1 protein-coding gene is annotated in these 19,606 nt (G+C 65.5%); it reads left to right on the top strand.

All coding sequences use genetic code 11. The features are described 5' to 3' along the window. The first annotated feature begins 2 nt into the window (after nt 1-2). Complete coding sequence (locus tag ACIBI6_RS33360; protein ID WP_396958874.1) at nt 3-19,508, top strand: helix-turn-helix domain-containing protein; 19,506 nt, start codon at nt 3-5, stop codon at nt 19,506-19,508. Nucleotides 19,509-19,606 lie beyond the last annotated feature (98 nt).

Below are 19,606 nucleotides of genomic sequence, written 5' to 3'. Positions count from 1 at the left end.
CGGTGGACGGTTCGTTGCCGCTGAACCCGGTCGTGGAGCTGCGCAACTCGTTCGAGGACCTGCCCGATCTGGTGCGGCGTCCGATCGAGATGGTGGTGTTCGGGGGAGAGTTGCCACGTGCCGATATTTCCGGAATGCGCCGGATGGCTGCGGAGTTCCGGGCGAAGGCAGCTGCGCTGGACGATCATTCGAAGGATGCGAAAGACCTACTGGCACAAGATGATTCGGTGGGCGTACTTGCCGAACGACTGCGCGAGACATTGGGTTTGCACCAGGCCGGGGCGGCCAGGCTCGGTGACGACGCGCTGGCGCTGGCCGATCAGGTGCAGGCCGCAGCCAACGATGCGGAGAAGACGCTGTGTGTGATGTTCGTCTTCGGGATCGAGCTGGCGTGGCGGATCTTCAGTGTGCTGTCCGGTGCGGCCGCGGCTGGTCCTGCCGGAGAAGTGGCGGCGGTGCCGGTGGTGGAGTCGATGCTGGTCGAGGGCCGCGGCAGTGTCGCGGTGATGCGTGCGGGCCTGGCGCAGGCGTTCAGGGCGGGCGCGATGAAGACGGCCGCCCGGCTGTCGGCGCTGGGGCCGCTCCGGTTGCCTGTCACGTTGGGTAAGGCCGCGGCGCTGCCGGTAGGTGTCGACGCGGGAGTGCAGGCGCTGCAGGTCGGGTCAGGTGATCGAACCCTCGCCGTGATCGGACCGGACGGCGAGAATCCGACGGGCATCGATCTGACATCGATCAAAGTCGCGGCCTTGTCGGGCGCAGGTGGTGCGTTGGGCGGCATGATCGCGGGCCGGGTCGCGCCGAAGGTGTTTCCTCGGATCGAAAGCAGCCGATTGGCGCTCGGGTTGGTGCATGGCACTGCGGGCGCGGTGACAGGTTTGGGTGCGGCGGCATTGGTGACCGGTTGGCCGGACCATTTCGACCACGTGCTGGCGCCGTTGCTCAACGGCGGTTTCGCTGGGGTGGTGCACGCGCACGCCGCTGCTCACCCGGGATCGAGTGCGCCGGCGGTGACCGACGGCGGTGGGGCTTTCACCCGGCCCGACCTGCCCTCGGTCATGCGCAGCACCGCGTCGCCGACACCTGCTCTCCCGCCGGTCGAAGTGTCCGCGGAATCGAAGCAGGCGTGGGCGGTCGCCAAGGCGGCGTGGGCGGCTGCTCCGGATACGGTGGCTGCCGGGGACGCGCGGGGGGAGGTGTCCACGGCCGGTGCGCACGGGAACACCGCGCCGGTCAAGTCCGGCGAATCGCGGTCGCCCGCAGCATCGGGCTCGATGCCACACAATGACGCGACTGGCCGTGCTCCGGTCGGACTCGACTCCGCGGCGCCGGCGGTGCGTTCGGAGACGGGTGCGCCGGTGGCGGGACCGCAGCGGGGCGAAGCGGTTTCCCGTACGAATGCGACAGCGCCGCGACCGGTCGAGGCCGGTGGGGAACCGTCGGCGGCGCCGACGGTTTCGACGAGCACCCCGGCCCGTCAGATCGGCACTGGGGCCGAAACACCCGTCGCCGGTGAACACCGATCATCAGGGAGTCACGAGCACGGCAACAACGGGAAGGTGAGTGCTGCGGGAGCTGAAACCCGCCACGAGACCCCCGTTGATGCCCGCCCGGCCCCTGGTACCCGCGACGTGCCCGAAACGGCGGCGGCCGGTGAACACCGGTTGCCGGGGACGGAGGAGCACGCTCCCGCAGGAAAGGAGGAGCACGCTCCCCACGCTCCCGTGGCGGAGCGGAGCGTCTTGGCGGGTGCAACGGGCGACGAGGTGTCCTCCGGCCCAGCTGCGGATTCGGTCGACAGTGCCGGTTCGTCGTCGCCGAGCGCTCGTGATCAGGCGGTCGAGTTGTTGGCCGATTTCCACGCCGGTTCCGGTGACCACGTTCCGGAGCAGCTGCGGCTGTGCAACCTTCCGGACGAAGTGTTGAAGGCCGGATTGTTCGACAACGACGCACAGAAGTCGATGATCGCGACGGCGGAGATCATTCGGCGCGGCACGATCAGCGACGCGGTGCCAGGCGGGATGGTATTGCGGGTCGAGCAGGCGGAGGGGGTGCACGCGCTGGCCAAACGTCCGGTCGAAATGAAGCCGGGCGAGGGCAAGTCACTGATGTTCATGGCGGCGGCGATGCAGCGGGCAGTGCGTCACGGGGAGTGTCTTTTGGTGACGACGACCGACGGGCTCGCCCACCGGGAATTCACCAGGTACCAGCACCTATTGACCGATTTCGGGATCGACGTGTTCCGCGCCGACCAGCAGAACGGTTTCGGGCCGGTCACCGGCGGTCGGCCGGCGGTCGTGGTGGCCACCGGCGAAACGGTCGGGCATCTGTGCAACGCCGGTCATCGGCCGCCGCGCCACGCGTTGATCGATGAGATGGACGGGATCATCGACCGTGGTGAGAGGCTGTTTCTCCGGTCGGAAGGGGTGGAGCAGGCCGCACCAGAGGCGACTTCACGGGAGGTGTTCGCCGCACACGATTTCCTCGCCGACGCGCTGGCGAAGGGGACGTTGTCGCATGAGGATTTCGGTCTCACACGGATCACCGAAGAAGTCGGCCAATATTCCGACGGAACTCCTGAGGTCGAGTTCTGGTACGACGGTCGGGCGGAATTGACGCCGGTGGGAAGGGAGAAGGTCGAGGCGCTACAGGGCGGGAAACCATGGTTTGAAGGGTTGGGGTTGTCGCGGCTCGAGATGGCCGCTGCCGCCGAGTTCACCTGCCGCAAGAGCACCCACTACGTGATGGATGCGGGCAAGATCGTCATCATCGATCAGGGCGAACACGGTCTGCAACGCAACCCGAAGACCTCGAGCGAATCACGGTGGAGTGCCGAGCAGGGCAAGGCGAGCCTGGCTCAGGCCGTCGAGGCCAAGGAGATCCGGGCGGCCGAAGCCATCAGGATGAGCGCCGAGCAGCACCAGATCGTGGTGCGCGCCGACGCCGACTCGGCCCAGAAGATCAACGCCGCCGAAATCTATCGCACGGGTGGTCGACCGGAGGACCGGTTCTTCGATGAGGTCACCGGCGCCTCCGGCACACTCGCGGACCTCAACCCCGTGCTGGAAAAGATCTACGGACTGGAGGAAGCGCACCAGGTCGACCGGTCTCGGGAGCAGCGGTTGATGGAGGGTGCCCCCGAGGTGGTGGCGAACACCCGCGTCAAGCTGAGCGCTATCGCCGAAGGCGCGCACAGAGTGTGGCAGGGGGGCCGGGGCAGGTCCCAGGAAATCTTGTGTCATCGCAACGACCTGGTCGACAGGCAGGTGCAGGCGCTGGTGCGCCAGGGTGTGCCGCGAGAGGCGATCGAGGCGGTCGACGCCGACCGGATCGCCGGGTGGGGCGCCGGGTGGGAAGGCCAGTTGCAGAAGATCTTCGATACCGCCGGTGAGCAGGGCAAGATCCTGGTGATCAACCGGCAGGGACAGCGTGGTGTCGATATCGCGGTGTCGGAGGCGGTGCAGGCCAAGGGCGGCATGTTCGTGTGGATGACCGAAGTCCCCGAGCAGTCCTACATCCATGAGCAGGCCAAGAACCGCACCGCCCGCAATGGGGACCGTGGGTCCGCGCAGGCGCTGATGTCGCCGCAGGACGCGCTGATCCGCAAGGCTATGCATTTGCACGGGGTACGCGCGGCGGCGGTCCGCTACGAACAAGTGGCCGAAGCCCACCGCGCCGACCCCACTCCCGAAAACCGCAACAACCTGGTCGAGGCCGGCCACAATCTCCGCTCGCTGGTGCCCGGACTGCAAGAGCGTGCTCTGCGCCACGCCACCGCCGACTTCATCCGCCACCACGCGTATCTCACCGACAACCCGGCCGCCGTTCTCGCCGCCGCCGAGGCGAGCTACTTCCCAGACCGCGCGGACCTCGAGCAGCCGGACCAGGCCGCGCGCCTGGCCGGGCTGCTGGGGATTCCGACGTCAACCGTTGCCGACGCCGCTGCTGCGTTCGACCACGACGGCGCAGGCGATCCGCTGGGCCGGTTGCTGGTCCAAGCCGGTCTGCCGGCCGCCGCGGTGGAGGCATTGCGCCAACAGGTCGAGGCAACCGAACCTGCGACGGCTGCCCGGTACCCGCAGCTCACCGATGAGCAGGCACTGGACCTGCTGATTCCGCAGCGGGACCGGCTGGCCGCCGAACTCGGCTGGGACACCGCGGACATCGACGGCGCCGAAGGCATGCGCATGATCGACCCCGCGCTGACGGAAGCCGGCGCCAACCTGGCGAAAGCGCTGGGTTACCCCGTCTCCGACATCACCCCCGCCGTAGCCCGCGACGTCCTGGGCGACGCAGTCGAGCACCACCGGGCCACCGAGGCCACCCGCCAACCGGTCGCCCCTGCCACCGCCTCCCCGCCAATGCACTCCGAATCGGTGAATCGAGTAGCCGAGCACCCGGCGACACCGGGCGACTCGGAGAACGCCGCCGTCGTCGACGACCCAGCGACCGGAGGCCCGGTAGCCGAAAATCCCGTGGGGAAGGAGGTTATCGCCGCAGCATCGCACTATCTGGCCACCGCGGCCCTGCTCGACCTGGTCGTGCGGATCCACCGCCGCAGCCCCAACAGCTGCGTCAACAACGCCGTGACCGGCATGCGCGTGTTGACCGCACGCCGCTTCGAGCCGCTGTCCAACGAACTGGCCGGCCACGGCCGTGACGTTGTCGAGGAGGTGTTCGGCGCCCCACTCGAAAATGCCGGATCACTGGAGAAGGTGGCCGAATCGCTGAAAGCCCGGCCGGGAGGCATCGCAGTCCTGGTCTACAAATGGAAGGACACCCAGGATCACGGCAGCACCGCCGCCGACAACCACATGGTGCTGTTGGTCAACGACAGCAAGCCGGGTGAGCGTCCGAAACTGGTCGTCGTCGACCTGGCGGCCTCCCGAGACGGCCGAAACAACACCGACTACGACCCGAAAGACCTCCAGAGCCGCCGCACGCTGCTGAATAAGGCCGTCCCGTTCGATGACTGGCGAGACGAACAGCAAAAGTTCATCGACAGACTATCCCCGGACCAACGCAGATTCGAGACCATCGACTTCGACGCCGACGGTCACCTTGTCGCCAGTTCGCACCGCAACGCAGTCGCCGCCGCCGAAACCCTACCCCCGTCTCAGGACGTCGAGGTCAGTACAGAACTGGTGCGGGAAATCAACTCGATACAGCCAGGCCGGCCGGTAAATGACTACGGCACACCTGATCTCCCGTCGCGGACCAACGCGCACACGCCCCACAAGTCGGACATTTCCGCGTCGGCCGAACCCGCCCGCGTCGGCAGCCGCCCGCACGACACCCCCGACCCGGCCGAGCCCGCACTCGAAACCGGGCAGCAACCAGAGGCGGTCTCGGCCACGCCGGCGGCGCTCGAGATGGCCCTGGCCGTGGTGGCCGGCCTCCGATGCGGCCCGGACATCGCGCGGGACGCACAGCGTTTCGTGATGAGGTGCTACGAGGAATACCGACAGCAACAAAGGGCCGCCCTTCTGAAGCGGTTCCGGGCCGCTCTGGTGAATCGGGACGGGATGGCACCTGAGGAGGCCGAGCAGGCCGCCCGGGAATACGTGGGCAGCGCTGAAGCGCGCCCCGCCATCGACGACGCCGCCGCTCAGGGCGTCGGCGAACTCATCCTCGACATGCATCGCACTGCCGATCGGGTACAGATCAATCTTCCCGGCAGTCTCGCCGACCTGTATCGAGCCGAAGCGAATACGGCGAACGCGCGGAGTCTGCAGCAGGCCTTCGCTTTGATCGGCCGTGACGAATCGAGTCCGGTTATCGCGCAGGACGCGAAGCGATTTGTTATGTCGTGCTACGAGGAATACCGACAGCGACAAGAAGCGACCGCTCGAAATGGGCGCCAGACCACTCTGGTGAACCGGCACGGGATGGCACCTGAGGAGGCCGAGCAGGCCGCCAGGGAACATGTCGGCAGCGCCGACGTGCGCGCACACATCGACAGCGCCGCCGCCGACAACACCCGCCGGCTCGTCCACAACATCCGAGCCGAGCGGACAAAAACAAGCCCGCCCCTCCTCGACATCCTCGCCCACCTTCACCGGGCAGAAGCGACCACAGCCAACGCGCGGACACTCGCGAAAAGCATGAAGGCCGACACAGGCGACACCCGAGACCCGGGCATCGAACACCGGGCACCCGGTGATCAGGTCGGCGGCCGGCCATCGGAGAATCCGGGCGATCGCTCCGATCGGTGGACGCAGGAGCGGGGTCTTCCGGAGGAAGTGGCGTCGGCCGCCGCGGACGACGCGCGATTCGATAGTCGACCGGCGACCGGCCGGACCGGAGGTCCGGCTGGGCCGATCGGTAGCAGGCCGTTCGAGGATTCGCCTGGTGAGCGTGCGTTCGCTGGTCCCGGGTTCGAGGAGTTGGTGCTGGCGGGCCTGGAATCCGGTATCGCGGAACGGTTCGTGGTGGAGGATGCGCCGGGGGTGACGGTCGAGTCGGTGACGTTCGGCACCGGCCTGCGGGTGTTCAGGGAGAGGTATACCGAGCCGATCTTCGCGCTTCTCCAGGAACTGGATACCAAGGTCGCCGCCATCATGGATGCTCCGGTCGCCCACGCGATGCTGAACCTGGACGACTTCACCGTCTATAGGGAACTCACCCCTGGGCAGCCCGGGGACAGCGTCGACATCGTGGCCCCGGACGTTCTGGATTCGGACTCGGCCCGGCGGCTCGGCTTGTTCGGCGCGGTAACCAGGACGAACCGGACAGCGCGACAGTGGAGTGTGAGCCCGGACAACACGGTGGCGGGCGGACGCTCGCAGCCCGACTTCGACTCCTCGTCGGTCGATATGTTCGCGGCGATGTTCGTGCGGCGTATCGACGGCCGTGAAGTGTGGCAGGACCACGCCATGCTGAGAATGGAACTCGCTGTCATTCGCGAGCAGGCGACGTACCTCGAATCATGGATCTCTGAACTCCCGATCCGCGAGGAAGAGCGAGATGCCCTGCACCGCGTCCTCGGTGTGTACGTGGCAGCGCTGGCGCAGATCGAACGGCACGCTGTGCGCATCCCGGTCGAGATACGGCATCGCGCGGGACTGGATGACGAAGCGAAAGACAAAGCGCGGTTCGTCGAGGCGTTCGGCCTGAAGTATCCACATGTCACGATGCTGGGGTTCGATCACCCGGATGTGCGCGCGCATGTCGTCGAGGAACTCCTCGGTGGCCTGGATGAGATGTTCACCAGGTTCCCGAACCGGACCAATATCCGCGAACTGCGCATCGATTACCTCGGCGATAAGTACACCAGCGCCGTAACACACTATTATCGGGACCTCGACTTGGCGGGTCGAGGGCGGATGCACTTCAACCTGGGTCTTGCGGCCAGACCGGACCAGACTGTCGAACTCGGTATCCAGGCGCATGAACTCGGGTGGAATCCAGTCGGCGACAGGCCGTTTCACCACGACGCTGTTCACGAATTCGTGCACGCGATCGATGCCAAGGAGTGGCTCTCGAGGGACCTGCGACAGGTGTTGTCCCAGGCCTGGTCACAGTTGTCGAGATCGGGCCTGATCAACGAGTCCTGGCAGACTTGGCTCACTCGACTGCCGGAGTACGCCTTCCTTGATGAAGCCAAGACGGGCCTCGCCGTGGAAGAGGCGCTGGCCGTCGGGTTCGCCGAGGCGGACATCCACGGCGTTTCGGTCGGCACGCCGCAGTGGGCGATCCATGAGTACGTCAGCGGTGGGCGTCCGCCGCGGATCACACCGGATCTCGAGGTAGATCTTCCGCCGCATGTGGATCGTCCGGATTCGGGTGGGCTGATCGGTAGCAGGCCAGGTGCGGAGCCTGGTCCTCAGTTGGATGTTGCGCGGGGTGAGTGGATCAAGGCGTTGCGGCTCGAGCGGGGTTTGACGCGGAAACAGCTCACGCAAGCGGCGGGCCTGGCGAACAGCGCACTGCCCGCAATCGAGAGCGGGCAGCGGAAGCCGCGGATCGGCTCCTTTCAACGGATCTGCCGAGCACTCGGGCTCGACGACGACGCGTTGAACGCCGCTGTCCGACAGTTCTATTCGGATGTCCCGCTGGATACCGGTGTAGCTGCCCATCAGTCGCCTGGTGACTGGGTGCGCGCTGTCCGTATCAGCAAAGGTATGACCCAGTCGGTCCTTGCACACGCGGTCGGTGTGGACCCTGTGCGCATCGGGGTCTACGAGAACAACCGGGAGCGTCCGCGCCCTGGCCTCTTCTTGCGGATTGCGCGAGTGCTGGGGGTAGAGCAGCAAGCGCTGGCGGAGGCGGCTCGCGAGTTCTATCGGGATATCGAGTTCGGTCTCGACCCCGCCGCGCACAACCCACGGTTGCCCGGAAGTTGGATTGCGGCGCTGCGCTATGACCAGGACATGTCCAGCGCCGAGTTGGCACGGATCGCGGGCATATCGGAAACATCTGCCAGCCGAATCGAGGGCGGACACTCTCCGAATTCGTTCGTCTTCTGGCGGATCTGCCGGGCACTGGGAGTTGCGCCGGAAGTACTCGCTGCCGCCGCGCGCCATTTCTATCGGAATCTCAATTTCGATACCGACCCGGCCGCGCACGATCCGGCGTCGCCCGGTAGTTGGTTCGTGGCGCTGCGGCATGACCGGGACATGTCCCAGAGCGAGGTCGCGAAGGCGATCGGTTCCGGTGCGGGCCATCTCTACCGGATCGAATCCGGAAGGAGCAGGCCGAGGTTCGCGGTATTCCGGCGAATCTGTGATGTGCTGGGGGTCGGTGACGAACTGCTGCGGGCCGCCATGCGTCACTTCTATTCGGATATCAATCTCGATATCGAACCTGCTGCGCATAGCCCTGGGTTGCCCGGAAGCTGGATTGCGGCGCTGCGTAATGACGCAGGTATGTCGGGCGGCGAGCTTGCGCGCCGAGCGCGGATGCCTCGGGACTCCATTTCCCAGATCGAAAACCAACGTTTTCGTCCGCGGTTGAGGAAGTTTCGGCAGCTCTGTGCGGCGTTGGGGGTCGGTGGTGATGTGTTGCTGGAGGCTGTCGAGCGATTCTACGATCGGGGTCGTTTCGGGCCGTCCGCTGATCGATATGAAGTAGACCTGTTCAATCGATATGTCGTGAGCAGGGTGGGTTCGCCGGAGGAGAGGGAAGTCCGGGACGAGATCTGCAAGAGGTTCGCGTGGGTTCGGAATGCGTTGGCGCTTCGTGAGTCTCCGGATACCCGAGACGAGGCGGGGCATGCCGCGTGGCTGGGGATTCTGAGCGCGATCGACAACCACTTCCCCTCCGCGTCGTTCGCCCATCATGCCTGGGCCAGCGGTAGCAGAGCAATTTTGCGATACCGCTCCAACCATCAGTTCCCAGATCTGAACAATCGCACCGTGCGGAAAGTCAACGCGGTGAGAGCACAAATGGCGAGAATGGTTGCTGCTGGTGAAACTCTCGACAACACGGAAATTGCCCGCGCGACACGATTGAAAATGGCCGATGTCATGCTGGCGCGGGAGATTTTGACGCGGACCACCGTACAACTGGATGCTCCGATCGGGGGGACGGACGGATTGCATCAGGAAATGGTCGATCGTGCTGCCTCCGCAGGGGCTTCCGATACCGATTTCGCGATGATGATTCGCGCCGCGCTAGCTGATATGGCGGATCCTGATGCCACGGAGCGGTTGGTGATGCTGCATCTGGTGGAGGGCGTCCCCTTGGCCGAGGTTGCTCAACGAGTGGCGTTACCGGTCGCGACCGCAGGTGAGGTGTTCGCCGATGCTGTTGCGCGGCTGCGCGATGCGTTCGACTCGGGGAGAACGGGCGAGGCGACCGCGAGTGAGCGGGGTCCGGGTGCGTTCACTGCAGGTGCCGAGGTGGCGCAGCAGGATCAACTGCCGGTAGGGACCAGTGATCCCGAGGCTGGTGACGGCGCTCCTGGTGGGCTGATCGGCAGCAGGCCGTTCGAGGATTCGCCTGGTGAGCGTGCGTTCGCTGGTCCGGAGTTCGAGGAGTTGGTGCTGGCGGGGCTTGAATCCGGTATTGCGGAACGGTTCCTGGTCGAGGATGCGCGGGGGGTGCGGGTCGAGGAATTGACGTTCGACAACGGCGTGCGGGTGTTCAAGGAGACGTATGCCGAACCGATGGATGCGCTGGTGCAGGCATTGCAGACCAAGCTCGCCATCATGATGGGTGCTCCGGTTGCCCATGCGATGCTGAACCTGGAAGACGACCGCGTTTATCGGGAAATCACCCCGGGGCGACCTGGGGACAGCGTCGAGGTTGTGGACCCGGAGGTTCTGGGCTCGGACTCGGCCCAGCGGCTGGGCTTGTTCGATGCGGTGACCGGGACGCACCGGACGGCGCGGGAGTGGAGTGTGGCCGACAACGAGGTGATGGGCGGACGTTCCGGATCCGACGTCGACGCCACGCAGACCAGTGTGTTCGCGTCGTTGTTCGTGCGGCGTATCGACGGTCGTCCGGTGTGGTTGGACCACGCCATGCCGACGTGGGAGGTCGCGGCCATTCGGGAGCAGGTGTCGCACCTCGATACGTGGATCTCGAATTTTCCGATGCCCGAGGAACACCGAGCGGCGCTGCTCGATCTCCACGCTGGGTATGTGGCAGCGCTGGCGCAGGTCGAGCGGCACGCCGTGGCTACCTTCGGCGAGCGAGTGCATCGCGCTGGGCTCGATGCGCAAGCGCAGGCCAAGGCGCGGTTGGTCGAGGTGTTCACGCTGAACTATCCGCACGTCACGGTGGTGGGGTTCGATCATCCGGACGTGTCCGCCGATGTCGTCGAGGAGATCCTGGGTGGGCTGGATGAGATGTTCACCAGGTTCCCGGACCGGACCAATATCCGCGAACTGCGGATTGATTACACCGACTGGGAGGCCACCAGCCCCAGAACGCACAACTATGCGGACCCCACGGCGGCGGGCCGGACACTCAGTATGCGGTTCAGCCTGCGCGATGCGGCCAACCCGGCACAGACTGTCAAACGTGGAATCCGGTTTCTCGAGTTCGGCTTGAATCCGGTCGGCGACAGGCCGTTTCATCACAACGCCGTGCACGAGTTCGTTCATGCGATCGATGCCGTGGAGGGGCTGTCGAAGAACCTGCAACGGATGCTGTCCCAGATCTGGGGACAGTTGTCGAATCATGGCCTGATCGAGGAGTCCTGGTGGACCTGGCTCACGCGACTGCCGAGGTACGCCTTCGTCAACGAAGCCAAGACGCTACTCAACGATGCGGAGGCGCTCGCTGTCGGGTTCGCCGAGGCGGACATTCACAGCGTGGCGGTCGGTTCGCCGCAATGGGCGATTCATGAGTACGTGACCACCGGTCGGCTGCCGCGGGTCACGCCGGATCTCGAGGTCGATCTCCTGCCGCATGAGGATCATCCGGATTCGGGCGGCCCGAGTGGGCTGATCGGCAGCAGGCCATATGCGGACGATTCGCACTCGGATGCCGCGCGGGGTGCGTGGATCAAGGCGTTGCGACTCGAGCGGGGGATGACGCAGAAACAGCTCGCGCAAGCCGTGGGCCTGACGAATAGCGCGCTGTCCACTATCGAGAGCGGGAAATCGAAGCCACGGCTCGGCAACTTTCAGCGGATCTGCCGGGCACTCGGGCTCGATGGCGAGGCTGTGACCGACGCTATCCGGAGATTCTATCGGGGCGTCGAGGTGGGAACCGCTGTGGCCGCCCATGATTCGCTGGGTAGCTGGGTGGCGGCTCTTCGTAACAGCAAGGGCATGACCAGGGCGGATCTCGCACGCGCAGTCGATATAGCGCCGACGAGCATCACGGAAATAGAGAATGGCGTGTACCCGCTGCCTGGTCTGTTCTTGCGGATTGCGCGCGTTCTGGAGGTAGGGCAGCAAGCGCTGGCGGAGGCGGCTCGCGAGTTCTATCGGGATATCGAGTTCGGTCTCGATCCCGCCGCGCACAACCCGCGGTTGCCCGGAAGTTGGATTGCGGCGTTGCGCTATGACCGGGACATGTCTCAGGCCGAGCTGGCCCGCACCGCGGGCATACCGGAACAATCTGTCGGTCGAATCGAGCGCGGGCACACTCCGAAACTCATGGTCTTCCGTCAGATCTGCCGGGCGCTGGAAGTTGCGCCGGAAGTACTCGCCGCCGCCTTTCGCCATTTCTATCGAGGTGTCAATCCCGATATCGATCCTGCCGCGCACGATCCCGCGTTACCCGGTAGCTGGTTCATGGCGCTGCGACACGATCAGGGCATGTCCGGAAGCGAGGTTGCGAAGGCGATCGGGTCCAGCTCGGATCTGTCTCATATCGAATCCGGAAGGAACAGGCCGGAATTCGCGCTGTTCCGGCGGATCTGCGACGTCCTGGGGGTCGGTGACGAACTCCTACGGGCCGCCACCCGCTACTTCTATCCAGACCTCGATATCAATCCCCCTCCGCATACATTGCTGGGTGGTTGGATCAAGGAGCTGCGACTCGAGCGCGGGATGACGCAGAAAGAGCTTGCGCGTCGGGCGCGGATGTCCCAGCCCTACATTTCCGCCGTCGAACTCGGAACGCGTTTTCCGCCGGTGCGAAGATTGCGGCAGCTCTGTGGGGCGTTGGGTGTGGGTGGTGATGTGTTGCTGGAGGCGGTCGAGCAATTCTATGCGGGTCGCTATGAGCGTTCCGGTGACCGGGAGGAAGTAGCTCTTTTCCATCGATATGTGGTCAGCCGGGTGGGTTCATCTGAGGAGAAGACGATCCGGGACGAGATTTGCGCCACGGTTGCGTGGGTTCCGGATGCGTTGGCGCGGCGTGAATCTCCAGATATCCGCGATGAGGCGGTGCAGGCCGCGTGGATGGGAATTCTGAGCGCGATCGACAGCCACGTCCCCTCGGCGTCGTTCACCGCCCATGCCTGGGGCGGCGGTAGGAGAGCAATTCTCCGATACCATCTCGCGCGCGCGTTCCCGGATCTCGACAATCCCACCCTGAAGAAAGTCAGCACAGTAAGAGCGCAGATCGACCGGATGGTTGCCGCGGGCGAGGTACACGACGATGCGGCGATTGCGCGCGCGGTGAGTTACCCGGTGGCCGATGTCGTATTGGCGCGGGAGATTCTGGCTCGGCCCGCCGCGCAATTGAATGCGCCGGTCCAGGGCAAAGACGGACAGCTGAGTCGAGACGTAGCCGATCCGGCTGCTACTACAGGGTTTTCCGATACCGATTTCGTGACGACAGTTCGCGCTGCGCTGGCGGATTTGGCTGAACCTGATACCGCTGAGCGGTTGGTGATGCTGCATCTGGTGGAGGGTGAGCCGTTGGCCGACGTGGCCGCGCGGTTGGGGTTGACGGTCGCGTCGGCGGGTGAGGTTCTCGCCGAGTGTGTCGCGCGGCTACGTTCTGTGTTCGATCCGCACGGTTCCGCCGAGGTGACCGCGAGCGAACAGGATCCGATACCGGGGGACCAGATGAAGGCTGAGCCGGATCAGCCGACAATACGCGGCAGCGATGCCGAACCGGATGGCACCGACAGCCGACGGATCGGGGGTGAAGGTGGAGGTCCGAGTGATCTGATCGGTAGCAGGCCATATGAGGACGATTCGCACTCGGATGCTGCGCGGATCAAGGCGTTGCGGCTCGAGCGGGATCCGGCCACGCTCACTCCGACGGGCGAGGTGGTGGCGGCGCAGGATCAGCTGCCGGTACGGAGCACTGATCCCGGGCCGGGCGAGGGCGGGCCGACCCCGGGTGGCCTCAGCGGCAACCGACCGGTGGGGGGTGAGCGCGGTTTCGTCGGCAGCAGGCCGTTCGAGGATTCGCCTGGTGAGCGTGCGTTCGCTGGTCCCGGCTTCGAGGAGTTGGTGCTGGCGGGCCTGGATTCCGGTATCGCGGAACGGTTCGTGGTGGAGGATGCGCCGGGGCTGAAGGTCGAGGAGGTAACGTTCCGCAACGGCTTGCGGGTGTTCGCGGAGAGGTATCCCGATCCGATAAAAGCGGATATCCAGGTGTTGCAGGCCAAGGTCGCCGCAGTCATGGGTGCTCCGGTCGCCCACGCGATGCTGAACCTGGACGACGACCGCGTTTATCGGGAACTCACGCCCCACGGGCGCCCCGGGCACAGCTTCGATGTCCTGCCCCCGGAGATTCTGGACTCGTCCTCGGCCGTGCTACTCGGCCTGTTCGATGCAGTGACCAGGACGAATCGGACCGGGCAAGAGTGGAGTATGGGTCCGGACGACGATGTGATGGGCGGGCGCGCCCGATCCGACGTCGACGCTACGCCGACCGGTGTGTTCGCGGCGAAATTCGTAAAACGGATCGATGGCCGTGACGTGTGGTTGGACAACGCCCTGCCGAGCTGGGCGGTCGAGGACATTCGCGAGCGGGTGACCTACCTCGAATCGTGGATCGAAAGCTATCCGGCTTCCGAGAAACACCGAGATGTGCTGCTCGACATCCACCGCGGGTACTTGGCGGCGCTGGCACAGATCGAACGGCACGCCGTGCCCACCCCGTGGGACATGTTGCATCGTGCGGGGCTCAACGACGAATGGGGCGATGACGATGCGGAGGCCAAGGCGCGGTTGGTCGAGGTGTTCAACCTGAAGTATCCGTATCTCACGATGGTGGGGTTCGACCATCCGCATGTGCGCGCCCATGTCGTCGAGGAGATCCTCGGTGGGCTGGACGAGATGTTCACCAGGTTCCCTGGCCGGACCAATATCCGGGAATTGCGGATCGATTACCTCGGCGATCCGAAAGCCAGTGCCAGAACGTCTTGGCATGTAGATCGCGTAGTGGCGGCGGGTCGAACCCAGCGGATTCATTTCAGCCTGCACCATGCGGCCAGGCCGGAGCCGTTTGTGGAATTGGGCATCCGATCGCGTGAGGACGGGATCAATCCGATCGGCGATAGACCATTCCACCACGATGCCGTCCACGAATTCATCCATGCGATCGATGCCAAGGAGGGGCTCTCGGAGAACCTTAGACAGGTGCTGGGGCGGACCTATTCACAGTTGTCGAGGCTCGGCTTGGTCGACGAGCACTGGTGGACCTGGTTCGCTCGGCTACCGCGGTACGCTTTCGGTAACGAAGCCAAGACCGTATTCGACGACGGCGAGGCGCTTGCTGTCGGGTTCGCTGAGGCCGACATTCATGGTGTGCCGGTCGGTTCACCGCAGTGGGCGATTCACGAGTACGTGACCACCGGGCGTCCGCCGCAGGTCACGCCGGACCTCGAGGTCGATCTTCCACCGTATGTCGATCGTCCGGTCTCGGACCGTGCGCGTGGTCTGATCGGCAGCAGGCCACATGAGGACGATTCGCGGCCGGACCTCGAGCGTGGATCCGCGCATGCGATGGCGAGCGAACAGAGCCCGGCACCGCGGACACCATGGACCACGCGAGCCGAGCCGGATCAACCACCCGCGCGAAGCGGCGATACGGAGCCGGGCGAAGGCAGCCCGAAACCGGGCGGCCGCGTCGGCAACCGACCGGCGGCGGACGAGGGCGGTCCGCGCGGGCTGATCGGTAGCAGGCCGTTCGAGGATTCGCCTGGGGAGCGCGCGTTCGCTGGTCCCGGTTTCGAGGAGTTGGTGCTGGCCGGACTGAATTCCGGTATGGCCGAACGCTTTGTGGTAGAGGGGGCGCCAGGGATTCGGGTCGAGGAGGTGATGTTCGACAATGGCCTGCGGGTGTTCATGGAAACCTATGCCGATCCGATAGACGCTCTTGTGCAGGTGTTGCAGACCGAGGTCGCCGCCATCATGGGTGCTCCGGTCGCCCACGCGATGCTGAACCTGGAAGATGACCGCATTTATCGGGAGCTCACCCCGGGGCGGCCGGGGGACAGTGTCGAGGGTGTGGACCCGGAGGTTCTCGGCTCGTCCTCGGCCACAATGCTCGGCCTATTCGATGCGGTGACCAGGACTCACCGCACGGCGCGCGAGTGGAGTGTGGCCGACAACCAGGTGATGGGCGGACGTGCCCGATCCGACGTCGACGCGACGCCCGCCGGTGTGTTCGCGTCATCGTTCGTGCGGCGGGTCGACGGCCGTGAGGTGTGGCTGGACCACGCTATGCCGACGTGGGATGTCGCGGCCATTCGAGAGGCGGTGTCCTACCTCGAAGAGTGGATCTCGAATTTTCCGATGCCCAAGCAACATCGAGAGGTGCTATTCGATATCCATGGTAGGTATATGGCGGCGTTGGCGCAGGTTGAGCGACATGCCGGGCTTACCTGGGGCGAGATAACGCATCGCGCGGGGCTCGATAAAGCGGCGCGGGCCAAGGCGCGGTTGGTCGAGGCATTCACCCTCATGTATCCGCATGTGGCTATGGCCGGATTCGATCATCCGGATGTGCCCGCTCATGTTGTCGAGGAGATTCTCGGTGGGTTGGATGAGATGCTCACCAGGTTCCCGGGCCGAACCAACATTCGCGAACTGCGCATCGACTACACCGACTCCGAGGGCACCAGCGCCAGAACGTCCTACGATGCGGACCCCGCGACGGCGGGTCGGAGCATGCAGTTCAGCCTGCGCGATGCGGCCAGGCCGACAGAGGCTGTCGAACGCGGGATCCGGTTGCTCGAGTTCGGCTTGAATCCGGTCGGCGACAGGCCATTTCATCACGACGCCGTGCACGAGTTCGTGCACGCGATCGACGCCATGGAGGGGCTGTCGAAAAATCTGCAACAAGTGCTCTCGCAGACCCATTCACAGCTGTCGAGTCTCGGCCTGATCGACGAGCACTGGTGGACCTGGTTCGCTCGACTGCCGGAGTACGCCTTCGGTAACGAAGCCAAGACCGTATTCAACGACCTGGAAGCGCTCGCTGTCGGGTTCGCGGAGGCGGACATTCATGGCGCGGCGGTCGGGTCGCCGCAGTGGGCGATCCACGAGTACGTGACCACGGGGCGTCCGCCGCGGGTCACGCCGGATCTCGAGGTCGATCTGCCCGCACCTGTAGAGCCGGATCCGGATGGTTCGAGTGGACTGATCGGCAGCAGGCCACACGAACACGACGAGACCCCACGGCAACCCACACCTGGACGGACGACGCCCTGGTCGCGGAAGGGAATCGACGAACCACACCCAGCCCACCAACACCGCGCATATCCGTCGCCCATCCCCGAGCGGCCCGCCGACAATCCGCCGAGCACGTTCCAGCTCACCCTGCGCGAGACCAACGTTCTCGCTCGGGTGCAACAGGGTATGAGACACGAGGAGGTAGCGGCGGCACTGGATATTTCCGTGCTCGATGTGCAGGCGAACCTGGCCAGTCTCCGCCGCAAGATCAGAAATGAGCAGGCACGGCAGGTTGCGGCACGCCAACTTGGCGACCTGCCGTCCACGACATCGGAGTTCGACCGTTTCCGAGCGGCCATGTACGCCGCCTTGATGAGTGCCGACCAGCCGGATCCGCGACAACTGCTGGCCGAGGCAAGCCCAGAGCAGATGGAATCCGCTGTCCAAGGGCTCAGTTCGACTCATCGAGGGGCGCTACACCAGCTGCGAGTGGGAGCGGGTACACCAATGATCCGCAGTATGGCGCTCATCGCGGCTCAGCGATGGGTGAGCACCGTTGCGGCCGCACACCACCGGTCCATGGCGCTGTGGGCCACAGCGCTGGCCGAGGCCAGTCCCGCTGACTTGCACACAGCGCTCGACCAACTCACCGCCGCCGAACGCCAACTCCTGGTCAACCGGTTCGCACCGACGACGTCGCCTGCCACCTTCGAACCCGACGGTTCCGTGCGCGCCTTGCGTGCGGTCGACATCGTCCGGCACGTCGCGGGGTGGATCGCGACCCGTGCGGGAACTCCGGCCGTAGACGAAAACGGTATCGACGAGAGCGGATTCCAGCGCGGACCCCATCTCGCGGAATACGAAACGTACACGGCGGACGAATGTCTGGACGCGGTCTTGAATTGGATGGACCGGCAGGACCCACCGGAGTCGGGCAAACGGTCCAGGCGGGTCCGTCGAGGTTCCTCGTCGGCGACTGCGGATCGATCCGACGGCCGATTGCACCAGGACGGGCTGTCTGCTGACGAGCCAGGTGTAGGCGGCCCCATCGTCCCCGGCGGCACCCATCCAGCGACCGCCTCGTCCGAGGAACCAGGGCATCCGGAGGACTCCGTGCCCGACGATGCGAGCGGCTACTGGCGCTCGTTGCCTGCGGATCACGGTTTCGAGGACGAACAGCGGCAGCTGGCCGACGAGGCGCTACGTGCCGGCGGCTTCGACAACGCGGATAGGTTGCTGCGTTGGGGGTATCGCCTGCCAGCGTGGTCCGCACGACGCCGCGCGACCGAGAACGGCGAGTGGTGGAACTCGCTGGGCGACCCCGCCGAACCAGGTGCGTTGAGCGCTGCGCAACAGGCACTCATCCAGGTCTACCCACACCCGATCGGCAACGCCGACGGCCTTCCCGCCACGATCCGCGACCACGCCAACCGGCTGTCGATCAGCCGCGATCTCGGCGAGTTCCTAGCCCGCAAGCCAGCGGACCAGAGGCTGCTCAACTGGACGCGGACCGGCCTCACCGACCCTGAGAGGAAGCAGCTCGGCAACCTGGTCCGCACCCGAAATCACTTGCGAGAGTTGGACCGACAGGCCACGAAGGTACCGGGCAGTCCGCCGGTGCATGTCCTGTCCTACGACTCGACCGCCTTCCACGGCAAAGGGAAGGCCGTTGTCGCGCTCGGCAATGTGGACACCGCGCACACGGTGAACTGGCATGTGCCCGGGACGAATACGACGTCTTCCTCGTTGGCCTACCAGTTCAAGCCGCTGCGTAACCTGTATGAGGAAACGCTGCGGGTAGATCCGTCGCTCGAGCTGGCGTCGATCATCTGGATCGGATACGACGCGCCGGCCGGGCCGGTGAAGACCGGTTATGCGAAGGCCGCCTTCCGGCGCCGCGCACGCGTGGGCGGGGACCGGTTGCTGTGTGACATCGCGGCATTCCATGCCACCAGAACTCTGGCCGGGACCGCCGCTGCTGATCGGCTTGCCATCCGGCTGTACGGGCACAGCTACGGTTCGGTCACGATGTTCTATGCGGGCAGGTACGGCAGGTTCGCCGGCTTGGTCCGCTCGGCAATCGCCGCGGGCTCGCCAGGAGCGGCCTCGGTTCGCCATGCCGCAGAGCTGGGCATCGGCGCCGACAATGTCTATGTCGCCGCATCGTGGCGCGATCTGGTGACCATGTTCGGAGCGGACGAGCCCGGCGCGTGGAGCCGCCTCAACCCGTGGCTCGGCCTCGGCATCGACCCCGCCACTGAGGCATTCGGCGGCAAACGTATTCCCGCCGAGTTCCCCGACTCGCCGAACTTCGCCGGCGTCGAGGCCACGCATCAGGGCTATCTGCACCGCGATCCGGCGACCGGGCTGCCCACCGATGCGCTGGCCAACGTCGCGCAAATCACCGCAGGACGCGGCGACACCGTCGCTTCGGTGGATCGCCGTCGAGCTGGCGGCAGGGTGGTCGCGCGACCCATCGACTCCGAGCGCGGGCGATACGCCGACGGCAACGGCGATCGAGATATCGACTGAGGTGGCCGTAGGGGGAGAACCCGGAACGGCCGGTCAGGGTGCTGGTGTGGTCCGGGACCGATGGTCACCGCTTGGCCGGGGATATGGCGGCACTGTGC

Source organism: Nocardia sp. NPDC050412 (assembly GCF_044458825.1).
In the GTDB taxonomy this organism is placed as follows: domain Bacteria; phylum Actinomycetota; class Actinomycetes; order Mycobacteriales; family Mycobacteriaceae; genus Nocardia.
The sequence above is the reverse complement of the archived record's forward strand: the minus strand, read 5'-3'. Positions and strand labels throughout refer to the sequence as shown.